General features: G+C 71.5%; 20 protein-coding genes. 7 read left to right on the top strand and 13 right to left on the bottom strand.

The window, feature by feature from the left end:
* Positions 1-26: 26 nt before the first annotated feature.
* A complete protein-coding gene (locus KBX34_RS23675) occupies positions 27-956 on the bottom strand; it encodes an ABC transporter substrate-binding protein (protein ID WP_210792583.1) in 930 nt (309 codons plus the stop codon).
* A 363-nt stretch (positions 957-1,319) separates the two neighbouring features.
* A complete protein-coding gene (locus KBX34_RS23670; RefSeq protein WP_088951095.1) occupies positions 1,320-3,200 on the bottom strand; it encodes a M14 family metallopeptidase in 1,881 nt (626 codons plus the stop codon).
* A 211-nt stretch (positions 3,201-3,411) separates the two neighbouring features.
* Between KBX34_RS23670 and KBX34_RS23665 the strand changes: the two genes are divergently transcribed.
* Positions 3,412-4,749, top strand: a complete 1,338-nt coding sequence (locus KBX34_RS23665) for a C39 family peptidase (RefSeq protein WP_141907582.1) — start codon at positions 3,412-3,414, stop codon at positions 4,747-4,749.
* Positions 4,750-4,849: 100 nt separating this feature from the next.
* On the opposite strand, the gene KBX34_RS23660 is transcribed toward KBX34_RS23665, so the two are convergent.
* From KBX34_RS23660 to mqnE, 3 genes are all read right to left on the bottom strand, one after another.
* On the bottom strand, positions 4,850-5,152 hold the full coding sequence (locus KBX34_RS23660; RefSeq protein WP_210926999.1) for a DUF4229 domain-containing protein: 303 nt from the start codon (positions 5,150-5,152) through the stop codon (positions 4,850-4,852).
* Positions 5,153-5,225: 73 nt separating this feature from the next.
* Positions 5,226-5,663: a hypothetical protein gene (locus KBX34_RS23655; protein ID WP_141907580.1), complete on the bottom strand. Its 438-nt coding sequence runs from the start codon at positions 5,661-5,663 to the stop codon at positions 5,226-5,228.
* 23 nt (positions 5,664-5,686) lie between these two features.
* Positions 5,687-6,856 carry an aminofutalosine synthase MqnE gene (mqnE, locus tag KBX34_RS23650; RefSeq protein WP_088951092.1) on the bottom strand — a complete coding sequence of 390 codons (1,170 nt, stop codon included), beginning with the start codon at positions 6,854-6,856 and terminating at the stop codon, positions 5,687-5,689.
* Positions 6,857-7,093: 237 nt separating this feature from the next.
* On the opposite strand from mqnE, the gene KBX34_RS23645 reads away from it, so the two are divergent.
* From KBX34_RS23645 to KBX34_RS23630, 4 genes are all read left to right on the top strand, one after another.
* Complete coding sequence (locus KBX34_RS23645) at positions 7,094-8,644, top strand: C40 family peptidase (protein ID WP_210926997.1); 1,551 nt, start codon at positions 7,094-7,096, stop codon at positions 8,642-8,644.
* Between the two features lie 114 nt (positions 8,645-8,758).
* Positions 8,759-10,420, top strand: coding sequence for a hypothetical protein (locus tag KBX34_RS33770; protein ID WP_247672159.1), 1,662 nt, complete (start codon positions 8,759-8,761; stop codon positions 10,418-10,420).
* Between the two features lie 197 nt (positions 10,421-10,617).
* Complete coding sequence (locus tag KBX34_RS23635) at positions 10,618-12,600, top strand: DEAD/DEAH box helicase (protein WP_210926995.1); 1,983 nt, start codon at positions 10,618-10,620, stop codon at positions 12,598-12,600.
* A gap of 122 nt (positions 12,601-12,722) precedes the next feature.
* Positions 12,723-13,343, top strand: coding sequence for a putative glycolipid-binding domain-containing protein (locus KBX34_RS23630; protein WP_210792627.1), 621 nt, complete (start codon positions 12,723-12,725; stop codon positions 13,341-13,343).
* A 15-nt stretch (positions 13,344-13,358) separates the two neighbouring features.
* Here KBX34_RS23630 and KBX34_RS23625 read toward each other — a convergent pair whose 3' ends face one another.
* Genes KBX34_RS23625 through KBX34_RS23615 form a run of 3 tightly spaced genes read right to left on the bottom strand, consistent with a single transcriptional unit; the run spans position 13,359 to position 15,822 of the window.
* The gene (locus KBX34_RS23625; protein WP_210792590.1) at positions 13,359-14,450 is read right to left on the bottom strand and encodes a PLP-dependent cysteine synthase family protein; all 1,092 of its coding nucleotides are present in this window, start codon (positions 14,448-14,450) and stop codon (positions 13,359-13,361) included.
* Between the two features lie 32 nt (positions 14,451-14,482).
* The gene (locus KBX34_RS23620) at positions 14,483-15,313 is read right to left on the bottom strand and encodes an SDR family oxidoreductase (RefSeq protein WP_210926993.1); all 831 of its coding nucleotides are present in this window, start codon (positions 15,311-15,313) and stop codon (positions 14,483-14,485) included.
* A gap of 50 nt (positions 15,314-15,363) precedes the next feature.
* A complete protein-coding gene (locus KBX34_RS23615) occupies positions 15,364-15,822 on the bottom strand; it encodes an Lrp/AsnC family transcriptional regulator (protein WP_088951087.1) in 459 nt (152 codons plus the stop codon).
* A 270-nt stretch (positions 15,823-16,092) separates the two neighbouring features.
* On the opposite strand from KBX34_RS23615, the gene KBX34_RS23610 reads away from it, so the two are divergent.
* Positions 16,093-16,359, top strand: a complete 267-nt coding sequence (locus KBX34_RS23610) for a BldC family transcriptional regulator (protein WP_007454516.1) — start codon at positions 16,093-16,095, stop codon at positions 16,357-16,359.
* Positions 16,360-16,466: 107 nt separating this feature from the next.
* Here the strand turns inward: KBX34_RS23610 and KBX34_RS23605 are convergent, their stop codons facing one another.
* The gene (locus KBX34_RS23605) at positions 16,467-17,096 is read right to left on the bottom strand and encodes a UbiX family flavin prenyltransferase (RefSeq protein ID WP_210926991.1); all 630 of its coding nucleotides are present in this window, start codon (positions 17,094-17,096) and stop codon (positions 16,467-16,469) included.
* Positions 17,097-17,257: 161 nt separating this feature from the next.
* On the opposite strand from KBX34_RS23605, the gene KBX34_RS23600 reads away from it, so the two are divergent.
* Positions 17,258-18,220, top strand: a complete 963-nt coding sequence (locus tag KBX34_RS23600) for a terpene synthase (RefSeq protein ID WP_210926989.1) — start codon at positions 17,258-17,260, stop codon at positions 18,218-18,220.
* Positions 18,221-18,236: 16 nt separating this feature from the next.
* Here KBX34_RS23600 and KBX34_RS23595 read toward each other — a convergent pair whose 3' ends face one another.
* From KBX34_RS23595 to KBX34_RS23580, 4 genes are all read right to left on the bottom strand, one after another.
* Complete coding sequence (locus tag KBX34_RS23595; protein ID WP_210926987.1) at positions 18,237-19,235, bottom strand: DUF1648 domain-containing protein; 999 nt, start codon at positions 19,233-19,235, stop codon at positions 18,237-18,239.
* Positions 19,232-19,585, bottom strand: coding sequence for a GntR family transcriptional regulator (locus tag KBX34_RS23590; protein ID WP_141907571.1), 354 nt, complete (start codon positions 19,583-19,585; stop codon positions 19,232-19,234). The genes KBX34_RS23595 and KBX34_RS23590 overlap by 4 nt, the downstream gene beginning before the upstream one ends.
* 106 nt (positions 19,586-19,691) lie before the next feature.
* A complete protein-coding gene (gene mqnP, locus KBX34_RS23585) occupies positions 19,692-20,603 on the bottom strand; it encodes a menaquinone biosynthesis prenyltransferase MqnP (protein ID WP_141912296.1) in 912 nt (303 codons plus the stop codon).
* Positions 20,603-22,063: a menaquinone biosynthesis decarboxylase gene (locus tag KBX34_RS23580; protein ID WP_099849851.1), complete on the bottom strand. Its 1,461-nt coding sequence runs from the start codon at positions 22,061-22,063 to the stop codon at positions 20,603-20,605. The genes mqnP and KBX34_RS23580 overlap by 1 nt, the downstream gene beginning before the upstream one ends.
* Positions 22,064-22,342 lie beyond the last annotated feature (279 nt).

Raw genomic sequence — 22,342 nt, 5'->3', positions numbered from 1 at the left:
GAGTTGTGGTCACCGACGGACGACGGTCACGCGGGCACCTTGGCGACCGCGTCGATGATGACCCGGAGCAGGTCCACGACCCGCGGCCCCCAGCGGGAGGCGACGTCGTCGTCCAGTGCGATCACCTGGCTGTTCTTCACCGCGGTGAGCCCGGACCAGCCGCTGCGCGCCTTGACCGAGTCGGCGTTCTGCTGGCAGCACTTGGAGTCGGCCAGGAAGACGAAGTCCGGGTTGGCCTTGACGATGAACTCCTGGGACAGCTGCGGGTAGCCGGCGTTCTTACCGTCCGCGTCGGCGGGGTCGGCGATGTTGGTCAGACCGATCTGGCTGTAGAGCGTGCCGATGAAGGTCTTGCTGGTCGCGCTGTACAGCTCGGGGCCCAGCTCGTGGTAGTAGGTGAGCTTCTCTGCGCGCTGCGGCACGTCCTTGACCAGCTTGGCGATGTCGTCCTTCATCCGGCTGGCGACGTCGGTGGCCTGGTCGGCGTGCCCGGTCAGCGTGCCCAGCTCGGTGATCTGCCGGTACGTGTCGTCGAGGGTGGTGGCCGCCGGGGTCTGGTACACCGGGATCTTCAGCTTGCCGAGCTGCTCGACGATCTTGTTGCGGTCGTCGGAGAGCACCACCAGGTCGGGGTTCTTACCGGCGATCGCCTCGGCGTTCGGCTGGAAGGCGGAGATGTCGCTCTTGGGCACGTCGGCCGGATAGTTGGACTGGTCGTCGACGGCGGTCACCTGCGGGCCGGCACCGATCGCGAAGAGCATCTCGGTGGCGGTCGGCGACAGCGCGACGATCTTCTCGGGGCGCTTGTCGAGGGTGAGCGTGCCGACCGTGACCGGGTACGCGGCGGCCGCGGTGCCGGTGGTCGGCTTGTCGTCGGCCTTCTCGGCGCAGGCGCCGAGGGCCAGCGCGGCGACCGCGAGGGTCGCGGCGAAGAGCCGAGGGGTACGTCTGAACATGGGGCCTCCTGTCGGTCGAGGAGTGTGGTGCTTCGCCGACAGGACTTTCGTACGCCCGCCCACGAGGCGCCCTTCCTCGAGAGCGCGTTTCGCGACCGATCCGCAGGCGACCTGGCTCGTCCCCACCGTCGGGTGGGGCATCACAGTTGCGGGACAGCGCCGGGTTTCGCACCGGCTTCGCTGCGGACTGGTCGGTAAGACGGTAGCGCACCGCCGGGACGTGCCGGATCGATCACGCGCCGATCGCCGCGAGTCGATCCCCCGGAACCGTCACACGGTGACCGTCGGAGGGCGTATGTCCGAGTTGGTGGTGTTCGGAAACGGGTGGTGGGGCCCCGCGGGGCGGAGCGGGGCCCCACCTGATCAGGAGGACGTGATGGTGACGTTGTCCACAGCCGCCTCTACCAGGCTGGCGCCGGAGGCGTCCGCCGCCTCAACGAGGATGCGGACCGACTGCCCGGCGTACGGGGTGAGGTTGAGGTTGGCCACCGCCCAGCTCCCGTTGCGGTTGGTCGCCGCGCCGGCCTGGGTGAGCAGCGCGGTGGTGCCGCCGTTGTGCACCACGCTCACCCGCAGGTAGTCCGCCGACGAGGCGTTCGAGCCGTGCGCCAGATACCAGGCCAGCGAGAGGCTCAGAGTCCCGGACGACGGCAGGGTGACCGCCGGGGACCTGGCACTGGTCACACCGCCGTCGACGTCGTAGTCACCGGCCGCCGAGCCGGCGAGCCGGCCGGTGACCAGGTCGTTGGATCCGGCGTACGGGGTGAGCTGCTTGGCGCCGGAGGACGTGGTCGCCTGGGCGGCGCCCCGCTCGAACGCGCCGAGGGTGGCGGTGTCGGTGCCGGACGGGTTGATGGTCCAGCCGGTGGCGGTCTCGAAGGTGTCCGACCAGACCGTGGTGCCGCCACCACCGCTGCCGCAGTACTGCGCCTGCTTGCCGATGGCCCGGTACGGGCAGTCGGCGTACTCGCTGAGCAGCAGCACCGCCTCCCGGTTGCGCGAGGTCTGCGCCGGAATGACCTCATCGGGCGGGTAGAAGCCGCCGCCGCCGGACGAGCCCGGGTACATCTCGAAGGTGTACGCCCAGATGTTGTGGGTGGCCCACATCCAGTCGAGGCTGTCCCCGTCGGTGATGTAGAGGTCGCTGGACTGTTCCGGGGTGTAGTTGTTGGTGGCCGCCATCTGCTGGCCGATGGTGGCGAAGGTGTTGTACTGGTCCGCGTTCATGCCCGTCGCGGTGTTCGCCGTCGTGTAGCCGTAGGGCCAGAGCACCAGCTGCGAGTACGTGTGGAAGTCGATGTTGGCCTTGATCTGCTGGACGCCACCGACCACCCGACCGTTGACGAAGTTGCGCAGCGCCTGCGTCTCGGGTGCGGAGAACGCCGACGGCCCCCGGTAGGTCTCCGACGAGGTGGTGCCGGACGAGCCGCCGCAGCAACCCCAGTTGTAGGACCAGTTGCGGTTCAGGTCGGTGCCGACGTTGGACGAACCACTGTTGGGCTGCCGGTTCTTGCGCCAGGACCGGTACGACCCGGTGGCGATGTCGTACTCGCTGCCGTCCGGGTTGACCGTCGGCACGATCCAGATCTCCCGGCCGTTGACGATGTTGGTGATCCGGGAGTCGGAGCCGTAGCTGTCGGTGAACAGGTTGAGCAGGTAGATCGCCATCTCGACGGTCAGGTGCTCACGGGCGTGCTGTTGGGAGTTGAACAGGATCTCGGGCTCGTTCTCGTCGGTGCCGACGTTGTCGGAGATCTTCACCGCCATCAGGTCGCGGCCCTCGTACGACGAACCGATGCTGATCTTGCGGGCGATCGCCGGATGGTCGGCGACGACCTGGTTCACGACGGCGGTCAGTTCCGCGTAGTCGTGGTAGTTGGAGTCGGCGGGCGGGAAGGCCATCGTGCCGATCTCGCCGGCGCCGCGCTCGGCGTTGGGCGGCGGGGCCAGCGGTTCCAGCCGGAAGCCGAGCTTGCCGATCTCGGCGGCCTCACCCGCGGTCGCCGAGATGTGCAGGACTCCGTGTTCGGAGTAGTCGATGGCGGCTCCGGTGCGGGCCACCGCGTTGCGGTCGGCGAGGGTCCGGGGGCCGAGCACCCGGTAGCTGGCGGCGGCCGGCTCGGTGGACCGGTCCGGTGCGGGTCGGGCGGCGACCGGACCGGCGGCGACGGTGACGATGCCCAGCCCGGTGACGACGGCGAGCACCAGGACGCGGCGGAGAGGGATGGGCGTGCGGAGGGCCATCAACTACCTCCTTGATCGGCGGGAGATCCCGCTCGGTGAAGCACACTTCACCACCTGTCACATGGTCATATCAATATCCTTCGCTGCCTTGTCCATCCCGAGCCGATCATCCCGGCGGCAATGATTTTCCACTCAGGAACATCTGGCGAAACTTCCCTCCAAGCGGGAAACTGACCAGCGACGATGCCCCTCTCGACACCGCGGAGCACCCATGGCCAGATCCCGCCTGCACGCGGCCGCCCTCGCCGGCGTCACCGCGCTCACCCTGCTCGCCACCAGCGCGCCAGCGACGGCGGCCCGCCCGCCCGCCGTCACCCACGACGAGCAGATCACCTTCCAGGACTGGTCCGGGCCCGCCGACTGGCACCGGGGCAGCCGGGCCGGCACCCGCGTGGTGCCCGGCGCCCGAGCGGGCCTCACGCTGGCCCGTCCGGCCGGCACCACCGAGTACGCCGACCCGCACACCGGCACCACCCGCACCTGGGAGTACGGCACCTGGACCTCACCGGTGACCCGGGTCGGGTTCGACGCCAGCGAGCTGATCGCCTCCTGGAACGCGGAAACCCCTGCCGGCACCTGGATCCAGGTGGAGATGCAGGGCAGCTACACCAGCGGCGACCAGACCCCGTGGTACGTCATGGGTCGCTGGGCGTCCGGCGACACCGACATCAAGCGGACCAGCGTCAACCGGCAGGGTGACCCCTGGTCGACGATCTGGACCGACACCTTCAGCATCGACGACGCCACCGCCGGGGTGCTGCTGCGGTCGTACCAGCTGCGGCTGACCCTCTACCGGGCACCCGGGCAGACCGCCGCACCGGTGGTGCGGATGCTCGGCGCGATGAGTTCCACAGTGCCGGACCGGTTCACCGTGACCCCGAGCGCCGGGCACATCGCCTGGGGCGTCGAGCTGCCGGTGCCGCGCTACTCGCAGAACGTGCACTCCGGGCACTACCCCGAGTACGACGGCGGCGGCGAGGCCTGGTGCTCACCCACCTCCACCGAGATGGTGGTCGAGTACTGGGGTCGCAAGCCCTCGGAGGCCGACACCTCCTGGGTGGACCCGACCTACCCCGACCCGACGGTCAACCACGCGGCCCGGATGACCTACGACTACGCGTACGACGGCGCCGGCAACTGGCCGTTCAACACCGCGTACGCGGCCAGCTTCCCGGGGCTGGAGGGTCGGGTGACCCGACTGCACTCGCTGGACGAGCTGGAGCGTTTCATCGCCGCCGGCATCCCCGTCGTGACCAGCCAGTCCTTCCTCGCCAGTGAGCTGGACGGGGCGAACTACGGCACCTCCGGGCACCTGTTCGTGGTGGTCGGCTTCACCGCCGACGGCGACGTGATCGTCAACGACCCCGCCTCGTCCAGCAACGACGTGGTGCGCAACGTCTACAAGCGCGCGCAGTTCGAGCAGATCTGGCTGCGGACCAAGCGCACCAACGCCAGCGGCGGCGTCTCCGGCGGCTCCGGCGGCATCGCGTACCTGATCAAGCCCACCTCGAAGCCCTGGCCCAAGGTCCCCGGCTCCACCAACTGGTAACCCACCACCCCTGCCACCCGGCCCCGCGCCGCCCCGCCGATCGCGGGTGATCAAGAGGTTTGCGTCACCGGAGCCCAGTTCCGTGACGCAAACCTCTTGATCAACGCGAAGTGTCTGGGCCTTCGGCCGGGCGGGTGGGGTTGGGGTTCGGGTCGGGGTTGTCTTCGCCGGCCAGGGCGCTGCGGAGGCGCTCCTTCTCGGTGCGCCTGCGCTCGGCGGCGGTGCCCATCTCCTCGGCCATCTCGTCCCGCCAACCGCGCAGCAGGAAGAAGGAGAGCGCGGCGGAGAAGGCCAGCGCCAACATCAGCTTCAGGAACACGTTCATGTCGATCAGCCAGAGGCCCGCCAGCACGGCGACGAACAGCCCGATCCGGCCCAGCGTGTACTTGAGCGCGGCGCTCACCCGTACCACTCCGTTCTCTCCGTCGCCCGCCGATGTCGGCGGGAGGGTCGATCCGCCCGGCGGGCGGTCGCGGTCAGCCGGTTCGGCGGGCCAGCCAGCGGACGCCCGGGAACCAGAGGGCCGCGTACGCCACGGTGAACGCCGCCGCCGCCAACGCGCCGGAGAGCAACGGTGGCAACCCGGAGCCCAGACCGGCGATCAGCAGCCCGACGAACACCCCGACGGCGGCGGCGACCAGCGCCGCCACCACCCGGGCCGCGCCGAACTCCCAGGCCCGGAAGTCGTCCCAGAACAGCCACGCCGGCAGGATCACCGCCAACCAGCCGTTGGTGTGCCCGAAATCACCGGCGCCGATTGACGCGAACGCCCAGTCGAACAACACCAACGCCAGCACGCCGATGACCAAGCCGGCGAGGCACACCCCGAGCAGATCGCCGAGGGTACGGATGCGCCCCTCGGCGTCCCGGCGGGGAAACCCACTCTGCTGCTCAGGTTCGCGTTGCTCGGTCATCGACTGCGAGGGTACGTGGTGGCTCAGGCCCAGACCTGCTGCGGCTCGGCGCGCCGCTCGGCCAGCGACGGGGCCTTGTCGTACTCCCGGACCACGTTGTATCGGGTGTCCCGCTCGACCGGCTGGAACCCGGCGTCCCAGATCAGGTGCAGCAGGTCCTCGCGGTGCATCGTGTTCGGGGTGCCGTACGAGTCGGCATCGTGCGTGATCTTGTATTCGACGACGGAGCCGTCCAGGTCGTCCACGCCGAAGTTCAGCGAGAGCTGGGCCACCGACAGCCCGTGCATCACCCAGAAGTTCTTGACGTGCGGCACGTTGTCGAAGAGCAGCCGGGAGACGGCGAACGTCTTCAGCGACTCGGCCGGCGAGGCCATCGTGGTGCGCGCCTGGATCCGGTTACGGATCTTGCCGTCCGCCGAGTCCACGAAGTCGTGCTGGTAGCGCAGCGGAATGAAGACCGCGAAGCCCCCGGTCTCGTCCTGAAGCTCACGCAGCCGCAGCACGTGGTCGACCCGGTGCCGGGGCTCCTCGATGTGGCCGTACAACATCGTCGCCGGGGTCTTCATGCCCTTGCGGTGCGCCAGGGCGTGGATGCGCGACCAGTCTTCCCAGTGGCAGGCGTGGTCGACGATGTGCTGCCGGACCTCCCAGTCGAAGATCTCCGCGCCACCGCCGGTCAGCGACTCCAGGCCGGCGTCCATCAGCTCGTCGAGGATCTCGTCGGCGCTCAGACCGCTGATCTTCTCGAACCACTGCACCTCGGTCGCCGTGAAGCACTTGAGCTTGACGTTCGGCAGCGCCGCCTTCAGCTCGCGCAACACCTTGGGGTAGTAGCGCCAGGGCAGGGTCGGGTGCAGGCCGTTGACGATGTGCAGCTCGGTGAGCTGCTCATCCTCCATCTCCTTGGCCTTGCGGACCGCCTCGTCGATGCGCATCGTGTATGCGTCCTTCTCGCCCGGCTTGCGCTGGAACGAGCAGTACGCACAGGACGCCGAGCAGACGTTGGTCAGGTTGAGGTGCCGGTTGACGTTGAACATCACCCGGTCACCGTTGAGCTCGGTGCGCTTGTGGTGCGCCAACCGGCCCAGCCACGTCAGGTCGTCGCTGTCGTAGAGGGCGACCCCGTCCTCCCGGGTCAGCCGCTCACCGGCGTACACCTTCGCTTCGAGCTCACGCTTGAGTCCGGCGTCCATGGCACGTCCCTTCCACCTGCGGTCCTCGTCGAGCGTACGTCGGGACGCCGACAGCCACGGCGGCACGGTCGCCGGCAGCGATCCACTTCACCAGACTCTCAGCCTCCTGTAACCCGGAGATGCATCGACATCACTGCCGTCGTGCGGTAAGACAGAACGGGGCGGAACCACACACTGGTACCGTCCCGACCGCCGCGCCCACCAAGCGCGGTGACGGACTGCGGGACGGGGAGCGGAATGGTCGACAGCGGGCGCGGGCGACGGCAGCGACGACGGAACCCGGTGATCTCGCCGGTGCTGCGTCCGAAGCTCTGGGCCGCCCTGCTCGGCGCGATCGCCGCAGCCGTGCTGTCCACCCCCGCGTACGCCGAGCCCGGATTGCCGACCACCGTGCCGGACAGCGGTTCCCGCCCCGCGGTGACCGGTGCGCTTCAACTGCCCGGTGGCGCTCCCGTCGCCGGTGTCCCGGTCCCGCCGGTGGTCAACGTGGGCACGGGTCCGCTGGCCGCCGCCATCTCCGCCGGCGAGGCCCAGGTCGGCGCGCTCGGCGAGACGCTGTTGCTGACCAAGCAGAAACGCGTCGACGCCAAGGCGCAGCTCGACGCGGCCGGCAAGACACTGGCAACCGCGCAGGACGCCCTGCTCCGGGCCCAGCAGGCGGCCGACGCGGCCGCCGCCGACGCCGTAAAGGCAGCTGCCGCGCTGCCGGACAGCGACCTCGCCCAGGACATCCGCGAGCTGAACCGCCTCCAGCAGATCACCCGGGGCCAGAAGGTCGACGGCGGCACCACCGGCGTGGCCGGGGAGCTGTCCCGGGCCCGCAGCAACGAGCAGCTCGCCTACCAGGCGCACGCCGCCGCCAAGATCCGCGTCGACTCCGTCGAGGCGGAGTTCACCGCCGGCGAGGCGTCGCTCCGCACGGCCGAGGCGAGCCTGCTCAAGTTGCGCCGCGACAACGCCACACAGCTGATCGAGATCGAGCGCCAGCAGGAGGCCGCCGAGCAGCAGATCGGCGCCGGCTACGTCTCCAACCAGAACATCAGCGGCATGGCCGCCCATCCGCGGGCACTTGCCGCGGTCCGGTACGCGCTCGCCCAGCTCGGCGACCCGTACAAGTGGTCCGAGGAGGGGCCGAACCAGTTCGACTGCTCGGGTCTGATGTGGGCGGCGTACCGGTCTCCCGGCGCCGACTACTTCGACCTGCCCCGGGTCTCCCGCGACCAGTACGCCGCCACCCGCGCCCGGACGGTGCCGCAGAGCGCGCTGCTCCCCGGCGACCTGCTCTTCTTCGCCTCCGGCAGCAGTTGGACGACGATCCACCACGTCGGCATGTACATCGGCAACGGCAAGATGGTGCAGGCGCCCACCACCGGCGACGTCGTCAAGATCTCGGTCGTCAGCTGGTCCCGCCTGTACGCGGCGACCCGGGTCATCGGCGCGGTGCCGGGACCGATCGTGTCGATCCCGACCCCGCCGGTCACAACGCCCAGCAAGCCGCCCGTGAAGCCGACGCCCACCGTGAAGCCGACGCCCACCCCGACGAAGTCGGCCACCCCGACGCCGACGGGTTCGGCCACGCCGAAGCCGACCGGCAGCGCGACGCCGACGCCCACGCCGACCAAGACCACCTCGCCGAGCTCGCCAGCCACCCCGAGCAACACGCCGTCGACCCTGCCCCCGCCACCGACCAACGCCCCGAGCAGCTCGCCACCGGCGACCACCCCGAAGGCCACCACGAGCGCGTCGGGCGGCGACAGCCCGTCGGGCAGCCCCAGCACCGCTGGTTGATCCGCCACGACCGGCTCCGGCTGTCCGGTCGGGGCGATCTGTGGCACCGTGACAACCAGGCACATCCGACTCGACGTCACGAGTCCGGGTGCGAGCATGGCGCGGAGGGCGTAGATGGCCGAGCAGAAAGATCCGGCGGAGACTGTCGACCCTGTGGTCGACCAAGCCGACCCGCCAGGGCTCGGCACCGGCGACCCGGTGTCTCCCACCGAGGCCGCCCCGGTCGGCCCTCCCGCTGACCCGGCTGCCAGCGACACGGCCCCGGCCGACACCGGCACCGCCCCGGCCGACACCGGCACCGCCCCGGCCGACACCGGCACCGCCCCGGCCGACACCGGCACCGCCTCGGCCGCCACTGACGACACCCCGTCCCCCCGTGACGACTCAGCCGACGCCGATACCGCGCCCGCCGACGCCGACGCGGCCGACACCACGCCCGCCGACGCCGACGGGGCCGACGCCGCTTCCGTCGGCAGCGGCGTCGACACGGACGGTCCCGCCGTCGGCCCCGGGCAGGCGGCGCCCGCCGACGCCCGCCCGGACCAACCCGCCGCGCCGGTACGGGCCAGAGCCAGCGTCGCCACCGCCGGGGCTCTCCGCAGTGACCTGCCGGTCAGCGCCCCGGTCACCGCCACCACCTACCGTGCGACCGGCTCGGCCAGTCCGGCTGACGTGTCGTTGCCCGGGCAGCGGAACGACTCGACCGCGCCGGCCCGGGCCAGCGCCACGGTTCCCGGCAGCAGCCGGGCCACGGCCGGTGCCATCGGCACCCTGGCCTCCCGGGGGAGCACGCCCACCGTCTACGGAGCCGGGCCGGTGAACCCCGAGCCGCCCGAGCCGGCGCAGCCACCGGAGCCGGCCCAGCCACCGGAGCCGTCGACTCCGGAACCGGAGCCGTCACCCACCCCACCCGGCCCCGGGCCGACCCAGCCGTCACCACCCGAGCCGGAGCCCGCGCCGGATCCGGGGCCGTACCCGCCCGGCCCGATGCCGACGCCAGGGCCCCGACCCACGCCGCCGCCCGGTCCGGTTCCGCCCGTCCCGGGTCCACCCGTACCGCCGCCCTCGCCGGTGCCGCCCATGCCGGGCCCGCCCTCGCCGCCCATCCCGGGCCCGCCCGTGCCGCCGCCCGGTCCGCCGGTGCCCGCGCCGCCGGGTCCGCCGGGCCCGATGCCGGCGCCGCCGTTTCCGCCTCCGCCGGCGATGACCGACACGCCCGGCGTACGAGCGAGCGCATCGGTTTCCGCACCGCCGGCCGGATGGCAGTCCACCGCCCAGGCGGCCCGCCCCGCAGCGGGCGGCGGCTGGGCCGAGGCACCCGTCTCCGCACCGCCGGTGGTGCCCGCGCCAGCGCTGCCGAGCTGGCCGCCGTCCAGCGTCGGCACTCCCCCGTCGACGGGCAGCGCCGGCGGAAACTCCCGGTTCACCGGAGGGACCGCAGGCCCTTCGTTCAGCTCCAGCCAGGGCACGACCGGTGCTCGTGGTGGGCGACACAGCGGCGACACCGACCTGGCCGGAACCGTCTACGGCAGCGGCGACGGGCCGGGTTTCGCCACGATCGCGATGCCCGCCAACGCGGTGGAGAATTCCGGCTCGCTGACCGGGCACATCCTGGCCCAGGGCTGGGCCGACACGCCGTCCGAGCGGCGCAGCAACGCCAAGGTCATGATCGTCCTGGCCGCCGCTCTGGGGCTGTTGGTCGCGATCAGTGTCATGATCGTTCTGCTTGCCGGCGACGCCCTGGACGGTCTGGTCGGCGGCGCGCTCAACGGGTGAGTCATCGGGCGGGCGTGATGGTGAGTCCGCCCACTACCGCCGGACAACCGACTGGCGGGTTCGCCGGACCGCCGTACACTGGCATAGATCACTGACCCGGCGCGCGTGGTGTGCGCCCATGGGCGGTCTTGCGGGCGATCCGGCGGCACAGCCGCGGCAGGCCATCGCGAAGATGCGCCCCGCTCGAAAGGCATTTGTTGACCACCTCTGCTGACCCCAGCACCGTTACGTCCGTTTTCCACTCAACCCCGGCGACCGACACCGCCTCGGAGCCGCTCGACGCCGCTCTGAGCGAGGCCGGCACCGCGGCGGCGACCGCCGCACAGCCGGCCGAGTCCGCGCCGGCCGAGTCCGCCGCACCGGTCGACTTCGCCTCCCTCGGCCTGCCCGAGCCGCTGGTCCGCGCGCTGGCACAGCAGGGCATCACCAGCCCGTTCGAGATCCAGCGGGCCACCGTGCCGGACGCGCTCGCCGGCCGTGACGTGCTGGGCCGTGGGCAGACCGGTTCGGGCAAGACGCTCGCCTTCGGTCTGCCGCTGATCGCCCGGCTGGCCACCCGCAACCGGGCCCGTCCGATGCGCCCCCGCGCGCTCATCCTGGTTCCGACCCGGGAGTTGGCCATGCAGGTCAACGACGCCCTGTTGCCGCTGGGCAAGGCCGTCGGCATCTTCCTCAAGACCGCTGTCGGCGGCGTTCCGTACGACCGTCAGATCGACGCGCTGCGGCGCGGCGTGGAGATCATCGTGGCCACCCCCGGCCGGCTCGGCGACCTGATCGAGCGGGGCATCTGCCAGCTCGACGACGTCGAGGTCACGGTGCTCGACGAGGCCGACCAGATGGCCGACATGGGCTTCCTCCCCGAGGTGACCCAACTGCTGGCGAAGACGCCCGCGAACGGTCAGCGGCTACTCTTCTCGGCGACCCTGGACGGCGACGTCGACGCGTTGGTCCGGCGGTTCATGACCGACCCGGTGACCCACTCCACCGCGCCGTCGACCGCCTCGGTGTCCACCATGGACCACCACATGCTGTTGATCCCGCCGCACGAGAAGTTCCCGGTGGCGGCCTCGATCGCCGCTCGGGACGGTCGGACCATGGTCTTCGCCCGCACCCAGCTCGGCGTGGACCGGCTGGTCGAGCAGCTCGCGGCGGTCGGCGTACGCGCCGGTGGGCTGCACGGCGGCAAGACCCAGCGGATGCGCACCAAGACGCTGGCCGAGTTCCGTGAGGGCCGGATGAACGTGCTGGTCGCCACGGACGTGGCGGCTCGGGGCATCCACGTCGACGGTGTCACCCTGGTGCTGCACGTCGACCCGCCGAAGGACCCCAAGGACTACCTGCACCGCGCAGGGCGCACCGCGCGGGCCGGCGAGTCCGGCGCGGTCGCCACGTTGGTGCTGCCCAAGCAGCGCCGCACCACCCTGGCGATGATGGAGAAGGCCGGCGTCGCGCCGGCCGAGACCCGGGTCCGGGTCGGCGACCAGGCGTTGGCCGAGCTGGTCGGCGCCCGGGAGCCCAGCGGCGTCCCGGTTCGCCTCGAGGCGGAGCCCCGGGGCTATGGCGATCGCTCCGGCGGCTCGCGTCGGTTCGACGACCGTTCCGGCGGTCCGCGTCGGTTCGGTGACCGCACGGGCGGCGAGCGCCGCTACGGCGATCGGCCCACCGGCGAGCGTCGCTACGGCGACCGGCCCCAGGGCGACCGCCCGACCGGTGAGCGTCGCTACAGCGACCGGCCGCAGGGCGACCGCCAGTACGGCGACCGGCCCCAGGGCGAGCGGCGCTTCGGCGACCGGCCGCAGGGTGACCGCCAGCACAGCGACCGGCAGCACAGCGACCGCCCCCAGGGCGAGCGACGTTACGGCGACCGGCCCACCGGCGATCGGGGCTTCGGCGACCGGCCGACCGGCGAGCGGCGTTACGCCGACCGGGACACCCGGGGTTACGGCGACCGGCCGCAGGGCGAGCGCCGGTTCGGTGACCGCCCGCAGTTCGGCGACCGGGACGGCCGGGGCGACCGGCCGACCGGTGACCGGCGCTTCGGCGACCGCGACACTCGGGGTGGTTTCCGCCCGGAGAGCCGTGTTCGGGACGACCGCCCCCGCGACGACCGGCCCCGTGAGGACCGTCCGCGTGACGACCGGCGCGGGTTCGGCGGGCGACCGCCAGCGCGTACCCACTGATCCACTGATCCACTGATCCACCGATCCACCGAACGCCGCCGCGGAGCCCAGGCTTCGCGGCGGCGTTCGCGCATGCCCTGCCGATGTCCTCCTGGTCGCGTAACGTCCGGCTCATGCCGACCATGCCGAAGACGATCTTCTGGTCCCGGACGGACACCGCCGGCAGCGAGCAGGTGCTGCTCGACGACGGTCGCGGGTTGACGGCTCGGGGCACCCTGCTCGCCGTGGACCCGATCCCCTGGACCGCCCGTTACCAGCTGACGACCGCGCCGGACTGGACCACCACCCGGGTCGAGGTCGAGGCCGAAGGACTGGGCTGGCTGCGCAGGGTGAAGCTGGAGCGAGCCGCGGACCGGTGGCGGGTGACGACCGCCGAGCAGGGCGACCTGGACGCGGCACTGGTCGCGGCCGGACATCGGCGGGCCGGCCTGCCGGGCACCGACGACCCGGACCGGCTGGCCGACGCGCTCGACGTCGACCTGAGCGGCTCACCGCTGTTCAACTCCCTGCCGGTCCACCGGCTGGGGTTGGCCGCCGAGCCGGCCGACGTGGCCCACCGGATCACCGTCGCCTGGGTGCTGCTGCCCGGTCTGGAGGTGGTGGCGGCGGAGCAGATCTACAGCGGGCTCGGGCCGGGCCGGGTGCGCTTCGCCAGCGGCACCTTCACCGCCGACATCGATCTGGACGACAGCGGCTTCGTGGTGCGCTACCCCGGGCTTGCCGAGCGGATCGACCCGCGCTGACCGCGCCCGCGTGACTCAGGCGGGCCAGGTGCCGCTGGTCAGGAAGCGTTCGATCGTGGCCAGGTACGGCGTCAGGTCGAGGCCCTGGGCGGCCACCCAGTCGTCGGCGTAGTACGTGTCGGCGTAGCGGTCGCCCGGGTCGCAGATCAGGGTGACCACCGAGCCGGTCCGGCCCTCGGCGAGCATCGCGGCGATCAGGCCGAAGGCACCCCACAGGTTGGTGCCGGTGGAGCCGCCCACCCGGCGGCCGAGCACCGCCGAGCCGGCACGCATGGCTGCCAGTGACGCCGCGTCCGGCACCTGGACCATCCGGTCCACCACCGAGGGCAGGAACGACGCCTCCACGGCGGGACGGCCGATCCCCTCGATCCGGGAGCCCTTCCCGGTGCGCACCGACCAGTCGGCGGCCAGCCAGGCCGGGTAGAACGCAGAGTTCTCCGGGTCGACCACGCAGAGCTTGGTGGCGAGCCGGCGGTACCGGGCGTACCGGCCGATGGTCGCGCTGGTGCCCCCGGTGCCGGCGCCCACCACGACCCAGGTGGGGATCGGGTGCCGCTCCAGCTCCAACTGGGCGTAGATCGACTCGGCGATGTTGTTGTTTCCCCGCCAGTCGGTCGCCCGCTCGGCGTAGGTGAACTGGTCCATGAAGTGCCCGCCGGAGTCCTCGGCCAGCCACCGAGCCTCGACCACCACGCTCGCGGGGTCGTCCACCAGATGGCACCGGCCGCCCTGGAACTCGATCTGCGCGATCTTCTCGGGCGAGGTGGAGGCCGGCATCACCGCGATGAACGGCAGCCCGAGCATCCGGGCGAAGTACGCCTCGGAGACCGCCGTGGAGCCCGAGGACGCTTCAACGATCGTGGTCTGCGGCCCGATCCAGCCGTTGCAGAGGCCGTAGAGGAACAGTGAGCGGGCCAACCGGTGCTTCAGCGAGCCGGTGGGGTGGGACGACTCGTCCTTGAGGTAGAGATCGACCCCCCAGGCGCGGGGCAGCGGGAACGGCAACAGGTGGGTGTCGGCCGAGCGGTTCGCGTCCGCCTCGACGGCGGCGATCGCCTCCGTCACCCAGGTCCGGCTGGCATCGTCGCAGCGGTCGAGATGAGTCACGCTCGGAAACGTAGCAAGCAGGCCAGCGGTGGTCAGCGCCGGTCCGGCGGCGTGCTCCGACGGTGTTGGCGGCGCTGACCTGCGCGGCCGGCCGCCTGGACGATCGGGGTCAGTGCGACGGCCAGCCCTGGCAGGACGTCCAGCAGGCGCACCTGCGCTCCCCGCCAGCGGGGCAGGCTGACCACCGGGCGGGGTCGGCGGGCCAACCGGACCGCCCGGGCGGCCACCTGTTGCGCGGTCAGCATCGACCCGGTGAACGAGGCCACCGCCCCCGGGTCGTCCAGCCGGTCGTGCAGCATCGGGGTCCAGATGCCGTCCGGGCAGAGGCAGGAGACGTGCACCCGCCGGTATCCGGCCATTCGCAGGTCGGACAGGGTGCCGAGGCTGAACGCCAGCAGGGCGTGCTTGCTGGCCGCGTACACCGTCTCGCCGGGCGCGGCGATCAGCCCGGCCAGCGAGACGACGTTGAGCACGTGGCCGTGACCTTGCTCGCGCATCACGGCCAGCGCGGCGAGGGTGCCGTTCATGGCGCCGAGGGCGTTGACGTCGAACACCCGCTGACGGGTCGGGCCGTCATGCTCCCACGACGGCCCGGTGACCAGGATTCCGGCGTTGTTGACCCAGAGGGCGAGCTCGCCCCGGCCCGCCGCGGTCGCGGCGACAGCGGCGCAGGCGGCCTCGTCCCGGACGTCCAGGGCCGCCGACCAGCCGCCGAGGGGTGCCGCGGCGGCGGCGACCGCCGCCGGGTCGAGGTCGGTGAGCAGCACCGACCAGCCGTCGGCGTGCAGCGCGGTGGCGATGGCCCGGCCGAGGCCCCCGGCAGCACCGGTCACCACGGCCACAGGACGTACCGGCGGGGTCATCGGCGCACGCTACCGCCGGCAGGCCGGGCGACACCAGGGGTACGCGGCGGTCAGGCCGTGGGCGGGCCGACCGGCTGCGGGCGGTTCTCCCACTTCGTGGAGAGGGCGATGGCGGTGCGGGTGGAGGCGACCCCGGGGGTGCGGTTCAGCCGCACGATCAACTGCTCCAACTCGGCGATCGTGCCGACCCGCGCCTTGAGCAGGAAGGACTCCACGCCGGCCATGAAGTAGCAGGACTCGATCTCGGGCAGCACCCGCAGCGACTCGAGCATGTCGTCGCTGTCGGCGCCGGAGTCCTCGACGATGCCGATCAGCGCGGTGACGCCCAGCCCGATCGACTCCGGGGCCACGTCCGCCCGGTAGCCCCGGACCACGCCGCTGCTCTCCAGCTTGCCGACCCGTTCGTGCACGGCCGGGGCCGAGAGGCCCACCTGTCGGGCCAACTCGGCGTACGAGAGGCGAGCGTTGCCGCGCAGCAGGTCGACGAGGTTCAGGTCGATGGCGTCCACAGAGAGTGACCCTAACCGCTGAGGCATAACGCGAGGCGTTCGGCATCCGTTGGACTGAGCGGTGAGTCACTGTTCGCAAACCGCCGGTCAAGGCAGAGGTAGCACCAGTACCATTACTAACTCCCCACTCAGTGCATTTTTCGCGTTTGGGCGGACAGGCCATGTCCCTGGTGCTGTAATTGCCATACGTCCCTCATGACGGCTCTGGGCTACGCACCAGCCGGGGGCAGTGTGTTCAGCCGGGGGCTTCGTCGACGCGAGGAGGGGGCTGTGGACACTGGAGATCGCCTGCTGACACCGGGTGAGGTCGCCGCGCTGTTTCGGGTAGACCCGAAAACTGTGACTAGATGGGCGGCGGCCGGCCGGATAGGAAGCATCCGGACTCCAGGCGGGCATCGCCGGTTTCGGGAATCCGAGGTGCGAGCCCTGCTTGAGGGGGAGGGCATGCTGGACGAGGTGGATGAGGTCGGAAAGCCACGCAATGTGGGGCCGGCCGCATCCACGGGGCCGGGTCCGGCCAACGCTGGCATGTACTGAACTGGTGCGGACAACGCTACGCGGACCGGACACCAGTCCGGTCCGCGTCCCGCTACGACCGACGACCGCCGGGCGGCACGGCGGGGCGGACTGAGGATCAGGCCGGCTCAGGTCCGGGTCGCGCCGAGCTGCCCGGACCACCGACGGAACAGGGTGTGTGGGACGCCGAGCGCGTCGAGCACCTTGCCGGCCACGAAGTCGACCAACTGCTGGGCGGTGGCGGCCGCGCCAGCCCCGTAGAAGCCAGGGCTGGCCGGCAGCACCACCGCGCCCGCATCGTGCAGCGCGATCAGGTGCTCCAGATGGCTGCGGGTCACCGGTGTCTCCCGGGGGACCACCACCACCGGGCGGCGTTCCTTGAGGTTGACCTCGGCGGCACGCTGCAACAGGTCCTTGGAGAGCCCGATCGCGATCCCGGCGCAGGCTGCCGTGCTGGCCGGGACCACGGCCATCCCGCGTACCCGGTATGAGCCGCTGCTCGGCCCGGCGGCCAGGTCGCCGGCCGGCCAGTGCCGCACATCCGCCCCGGTCAGGTCCCGGTCGAGCCAGGCGGAGAGGTCCTCGGCCCAGTGCACGTCGCGGAATGATCGGCCGGTCTCGTCGAGCACGGTGAGTCGTGCCGCGCGGGACACGATCAGGTCCACGGGCTCGCCCGCGTCGAGCAGTCCGCCGATGACGGCCGCCGCGTACGGCGTACCGGAAGCGCCGGAGACTCCGACCACCCATGGTTCGCGCATGCCCCCAGCCTGCCTGGTCCGGCCGGGCGCCGCGCCGTGGCCCCCCGCCCTCGCCCGTCCGCCGTCCTCCCGGAGCGCGACGGACATCATCGACAGCCGATTTCTGACATGCTCGGATGGGGGGAAACCTCTGTGCGGCAACCGGAGGGACGGTACGACCGATGACGGTGGCGGCAGCCCGCGCACTACGTGCCGAGTGTCCCCTTCCCTCGCGGTGCTCGCCGCATGCCGAGGCGACCCAGGAGTGGCTGGCGGGCTGGGTGCGCCGCTTCGACCTGCCGCTGGACGACGACGAGCTGCGCCGGCTGGATGCCGGTCGCATCGCCTGGTACGCGGGTCGGCTCTACCCTGACGCCAGCGCCGCCGACCTGCGTACGGTCGCCGCCCTCTGGACCTGGTTCTTCCTGCTCGACGACGCCTGCGACGGACCGCACGGTGCGAGCGGCGCGGACGTCGCTGCCTTGCGGGACGGCGTGCTCCACGTGCTGCGCCACGGCCCCGGCGCCCGCACGGCAGGGTTCCGGGGACCGCTGCGCCGGATGCTCGCGGACGCGTGGCAAGCGCCGCGTGCCCGGATGCCCCCGCCCTGGCAGCAGCGCTTCGCTGACGCGGTCGCCCACCACCTGGCAGGCGACCGGACGGAGGCGGAGAACAAGACCAGGGGCCACGTCCCCGCCGTCTCCGAATACGTTGCGCTGCGCCGGGCGACCTCGGCGGCGTACGTGTCGTACACCATGATCGAGTTCGTCACCGGTCACGCGCTGCCAGACTCCGTCTACCACCACCCGGCGCTACTGGCGCTCGCGGCAACCGGCAACGACCTGCTCTCCTGGTTCAACGACCTGGTGTCGTTGGAGAAGGACAGGGTCACCTCGGGCGGGCACAACCTGGTGCTGGCCATCGCACGGGAGCAGCGCCTGCCGGACGAGCGGGCCGTGGAGGCGGCGGTGGCCCGCTGGCGCACGACGATGGGCCGATTCATGGAGCTGCGGGCCACTATCCCGTCCTTCGGCCCGGAGCTGGACCGGGCGGTGGCCGCGCACGTCGAGGGAGTCGCCCGCTCGGTGCGGGGGACGATCGACTGGTCGATGGAGAGCGCGCGGTATTCGGCATCCCGGAGCTGACCCCGGGGCTACCGGGTCAGAGGGTCGGCCGATGACGGTCGGCGAGCGTGTTGAGCAGCCCGGCGGCAGTGCCAGCGCCGGCAACCGTGACGACGGTCCAGCGCCCGCCGGTCCGCTCGACCAGCAGGCCCTCACCCGCACGCAGAACGATGCCGACCCGGCCGCCACGGCCCACCCGCCAGCCCCAGCCACCAAACTCGCGCAGCGGGTTGACCTGGACAACGCTGGCGCGAAGCACCTCGTCGAGGGGGACGTGGGTGCGCGGCCAGCCGGCCGACGACCGGACCAGCAGGCCGGTCTCGTCGATCCGGACGGTGAAGGCGAACATCGCCACGAACACCCCGACCAGCAGGGCCGCGACGATCAGCAGGCCCCACACGCCGCTGATGACGGCGAGCGTGACCAGGACGACAATCGCCGCGGCGCCCAGGGCGATCCCCGGCCCGGCACCGGTGTGCCCGATCCAGACCGCCCGTTCGCTCGCCGCCAAAGGGACGCGGGACGCCTCGGGCGGAACGGGGGCGTCGGCCGGCTGGGGCGGGTCACCAGGCAGGAGCACGCCGACGAGCACGGCCGGCAGGAGCGAGCCAACGGTCGCCAGGATGAGCGCAGCGCCGATGTCGTCGGCGCCGCGCGCGTCAGCCAGCCCAAGCTGGACGTGCAGTGTGCCGATCTGGAGGAGGGCCAGGAAGAGCGCCAGCCAGATGGTGGTCCCCGCGCCGATGCGGCGGCTCGCCGCCGACTGCCCCCACAGCGTCGTGACCGCGCCGAAGGCGAGCACCAGGAGGGCGCCCAGGCCGAAGCCGACCCAGAGGAACGCACCGAGGGACATGAAGCCGTCAGGCGTGCCCCGGGCTCCCCAGTGCGTCGCAACCGGATCGGGCAGGTCGCCACGCCAGGCGAGGGCGACGGCGGTGGCCACGGCCAGGATCACGAGCCCGCAGATGGTGACCGTCAGGCCGACGCGGCGCATGCGTCGACGCTGGGCACGGGCAGGCTCGGTGCCGGTCGTCATGAGAACGCCTCCTTGAGGAGTGTGGCGGTGGCTTCCGGGGAGAAACGCAGGGCACGCGCCTCGCGCACCACCTCGTCGATGGCGGCCAGCAGCTTTGCGTGGTCGGCTGCGGGTCGGGCGGTGACGATGGCACCGCGACCTCGTCGTAGCTCGATCAGCCCGTCGTCTCGGAGCATCTGGTAGGCCCGGAGCACGGTATGCACATTGAGGTCGAGCGAAGCGGCGAGCTCGCGGGCGGCGGGCAGCCGTTCGCCGGGCTGGAGCGCACCCTGAGCCACTGCGAGGCGGACCTGCGTGACGAGCTGGGCAAAGAGCGTCTCATCCAACGACGGGTCGATGCGGAAGAGCATGCTTAAAGGCTACTTGTTCTAGTGTTCATAGAACAAGTTCCTGGACGGAACGCCGACGGCGGCGGTGCCGAGCGCACCGCCGCCGTCTGCCGCCGCCACAGCGGCCCTAGCCGCGCAGGCCGAGCCGCACTACAAGATCGAGCAGGGCGAACACGAACAGCGCGATGCCGACGAACCCGTTGGCGGTGAAGAACGCCCGATTGACCTTGCTCAGGTCTGTCGGCGTGACCACCAGGTGCTGGTAGCCGAACGCCACAGCGGTCAGCACCAGCCCGATCCACCAGAGCCAGCCGAAGCCGATCAGCGCGCCGAACCAGACGAACAGCCCGAAGGTCACCACGTGCGCGACAGTGGAGGCGTGCAGGGCGAAGCGCCGACCGTAACGGGCCGGCACGCTGTGCACGCCGATCTCCTGGTCGATCTCGGAGTCCTGGCAGGCGTAGATCAGGTCGAAGCCGCCGATCCACAGCCCGACCCCCACGCCGAGCAGCCAGGCCGGCCAGGAGCCGTCCAGGGTGCCGGTGACGGCCAGCCAGGCGCCGACCGGGCCGACCGCCTGGGCGATCCCGAGGATGGCGTGCGGCCAGTTGGTGAACCGCTTGGCGTAGGGATAGACGACCAGCGGCACCACGGCCAGCGGCGCGAGCACCAGGCAGAGCGGGTTGAGCAGGGCTGCGGCGGCGAGGAAGACCACCAGCGCGACGGCCGCGCCGGTCCAGGCCGTCCGCACGCTCACGGCCCCGGTGACCAGTTCCCGGCCGGCGGTACGCGGGTTCCGCGCGTCGATCCGCCGGTCGAGGATCCGGTTGGCGGCCATGGCGAACGTCCGCGCCCCGACCATCGCCACGGTGATCAGCAGCAGGTCCCACCAGCGCACCCGTCCGCCGTTGACCTGCATGGCGCTCAGCGCCGACAGGTACGCGAAGGGCAGCGCGAACACCGAGTGCTCGATCGCGACGAGCTTGAGGAAGGACTTGACCCGGCCCGGCTTCTCGGCCGGTGCGTCGAGGACGGCCATCAGAGCCCGTACTCCTTCCAGCGCTTGTCGACCAGGGCGGTGACCTCCGGGCTCATGCGCATCTCCTCCGGCCAACCGCGGGTGTAGCCCTCGGTGGGCAGCTTGCGGGTGGCGTCGACGCCGGCCTTGCCACCCCAGAACTGCTGGTACGAAGCGTGGTCGAGGTGGTCGACGGGCCCTTCGGTGAGCAGCAGGTCGCGGCCGTAGTCGACGTTGCCGAAGGCCCGGAAGGCGACCTCGTTGTAGTCGTGCACGTCGCAGTCCTCGTCGACGATCACGATGAGCTTGGTCAGCGACATCATGTGCGCGCCCCAGATCGCGTTCATCACCTTCTGGGCGTGCTTCGGGTACCGCTTGCGGATCGACACGATCGCGCAGTTGTGGAACACCCCGGCGGCGGGCAGGTCGTAGTCGACGATGTCCGGGATCAGGAAGCGCAGCAGCGGCGCGAAGATCCGCTCGGTGGCCTTGCCGAGACCGTGGTCCTCCTGGGGCGGCTGCGACGTGACGATCGAGTGGTAGACCGGGTCGCGCTGCATTGTCATGCACTCGATGTGCATCACCGGGAACGGCTCCACCGGGGTGTAGAAGCCGGTGTGGTCGCCGAACGGGCCCTCGGGCAGCCGCTCGCCCGGCTCGATGTAGCCCTCGAGGACGATCTGTGCGTGCGCCGGCACCTGCAGCGGCACGGTCAGGCAGTCGACCATCTCGACGCGCTCGCCGCTCAGGAACCCGGCGAACAGATATTCGTCGATGTCGGCCGGCAGTGGCGCGCTGGCCGAGTATGCGACGGCGGGGTCGGCGCCGATGGCGATCGCCACCGGCAGGCGCTGCCCGAGCCGCTCAGCGACCGCGTGGTGTGCAGTGGAGTTCTTGTGGATCTGCCAGTGCATGCCGATGGTGTTGCGCGAGTGCTGCTGGAGCCGGTAGAGCCCGAGGTTGCGCTTACCGGTCTCCGGGTGCTTGGTGTGGGTCAGCCCGAAGTTGTGGAAGATCCCGCCGTCACCCGGCCAGATCTGCAGCCCCGGCAACCGGTTGAGGTCGACGTCGTCGCCGCGGTAGACCACCTGCTGGCAGGGGGCCGTCTTGACCTTCTTCGGCGGCATCGACTTGAGCTGCATGACCTTGCCGAGCCCGCCCATCATGCCCGAGAAGCCCTGCGGCAGCTCCGGCTTGAGCAGCTCGCCGATGCGCGCGCCGATCTCGTCGAGGTTCTCCACCCCAAGGGCCATCGCCATGCGCTTCTCGGTGCCGAACAGGTTGATCGCCACCGGCATGTCGCCACGGGTCGGGCGCTCGAAGAGCAGCGCGGGGCCGCCGGCCCGCACCGTGCGGGTGACCACCTCGCTGATCTCCAGGGTGGGGTCGACCGGGACGTCGACCCGGCGCAGCTCCCCCGCGCGCTCCAGCGCCGCGAGGAAGTCCTTGAGATCGGTGTACGGGAAGCCACGAGCCGCCATGTCGCCAGTCTCCCGCACGGGGTGCCGAACGGCCCAGGCCGGGTGCTGTGACACTCGCGATGACCCGGTCGGCTGCCGGTCAGGAGGCTCGGCCCGCACCTTGATCCACTCGGATTTCCGGAAGCCGGGGTGTCCACTGGCCCGGGATGGCCCCCCGTGCTCAGCCGGTGGAAGCAATCTGGCTGGTCAGCAGCTCGGCGAAGACTTCTTTGGGTTTCTTGTAGCCGAGGATACGGCGGGGTCGGTTGTTGAGTCGGTCGGCGATGGCGTTGAGGTGGT

It is taken from the genome of Micromonospora sp. M61, assembly GCF_018070245.1.
In the GTDB taxonomy this organism is placed as follows: domain Bacteria; phylum Actinomycetota; class Actinomycetes; order Mycobacteriales; family Micromonosporaceae; genus Micromonospora; species Micromonospora zamorensis.
Note: the sequence above shows the minus strand (reverse complement) of the source record. Positions and strands in the feature narration are given on the sequence as shown.

Bases quoted from the DNA above. Each gene is read 5' to 3' on its own strand.
- KBX34_RS23670 (WP_088951095.1), bottom strand. From the start codon at position 3,200: ATGGCCCTCCGCACGCCCATCCCTCTCCGCCGCGTCCTGGTGCTCGCC.
- KBX34_RS23580 (WP_099849851.1), bottom strand. From the start codon at position 22,063: ATGGCGGCTCGTGGCTTCCCGTACACCGATCTCAAGGACTTCCTCGCG.
- KBX34_RS23605 (WP_210926991.1), bottom strand. From the start codon at position 17,096: ATGCGCGAACCATGGGTGGTCGGAGTCTCCGGCGCTTCCGGTACGCCG.
- KBX34_RS23600 (WP_210926989.1), top strand. From the start codon at position 17,258: ATGACGGTGGCGGCAGCCCGCGCACTACGTGCCGAGTGTCCCCTTCCC.
- KBX34_RS23620 (WP_210926993.1), bottom strand. From the start codon at position 15,313: ATGACCCCGCCGGTACGTCCTGTGGCCGTGGTGACCGGTGCTGCCGGG.
- mqnP (WP_141912296.1), bottom strand. From the start codon at position 20,603: ATGGCCGTCCTCGACGCACCGGCCGAGAAGCCGGGCCGGGTCAAGTCC.
- KBX34_RS23595 (WP_210926987.1), bottom strand. From the start codon at position 19,235: ATGACGACCGGCACCGAGCCTGCCCGTGCCCAGCGTCGACGCATGCGC.
- KBX34_RS23630 (WP_210792627.1), top strand. From the start codon at position 12,723: ATGCCGAAGACGATCTTCTGGTCCCGGACGGACACCGCCGGCAGCGAG.
- KBX34_RS23655 (WP_141907580.1), bottom strand. From the start codon at position 5,663: ATGACCGAGCAACGCGAACCTGAGCAGCAGAGTGGGTTTCCCCGCCGG.
- KBX34_RS23590 (WP_141907571.1), bottom strand. From the start codon at position 19,585: ATGCTCTTCCGCATCGACCCGTCGTTGGATGAGACGCTCTTTGCCCAG.
- KBX34_RS23645 (WP_210926997.1), top strand. From the start codon at position 7,094: ATGGTCGACAGCGGGCGCGGGCGACGGCAGCGACGACGGAACCCGGTG.
- KBX34_RS33770 (WP_247672159.1), top strand. From the start codon at position 8,759: ATGGCCGAGCAGAAAGATCCGGCGGAGACTGTCGACCCTGTGGTCGAC.
- KBX34_RS23675 (WP_210792583.1), bottom strand. From the start codon at position 956: ATGTTCAGACGTACCCCTCGGCTCTTCGCCGCGACCCTCGCGGTCGCC.
- KBX34_RS23665 (WP_141907582.1), top strand. From the start codon at position 3,412: ATGGCCAGATCCCGCCTGCACGCGGCCGCCCTCGCCGGCGTCACCGCG.
- mqnE (WP_088951092.1), bottom strand. From the start codon at position 6,856: ATGGACGCCGGACTCAAGCGTGAGCTCGAAGCGAAGGTGTACGCCGGT.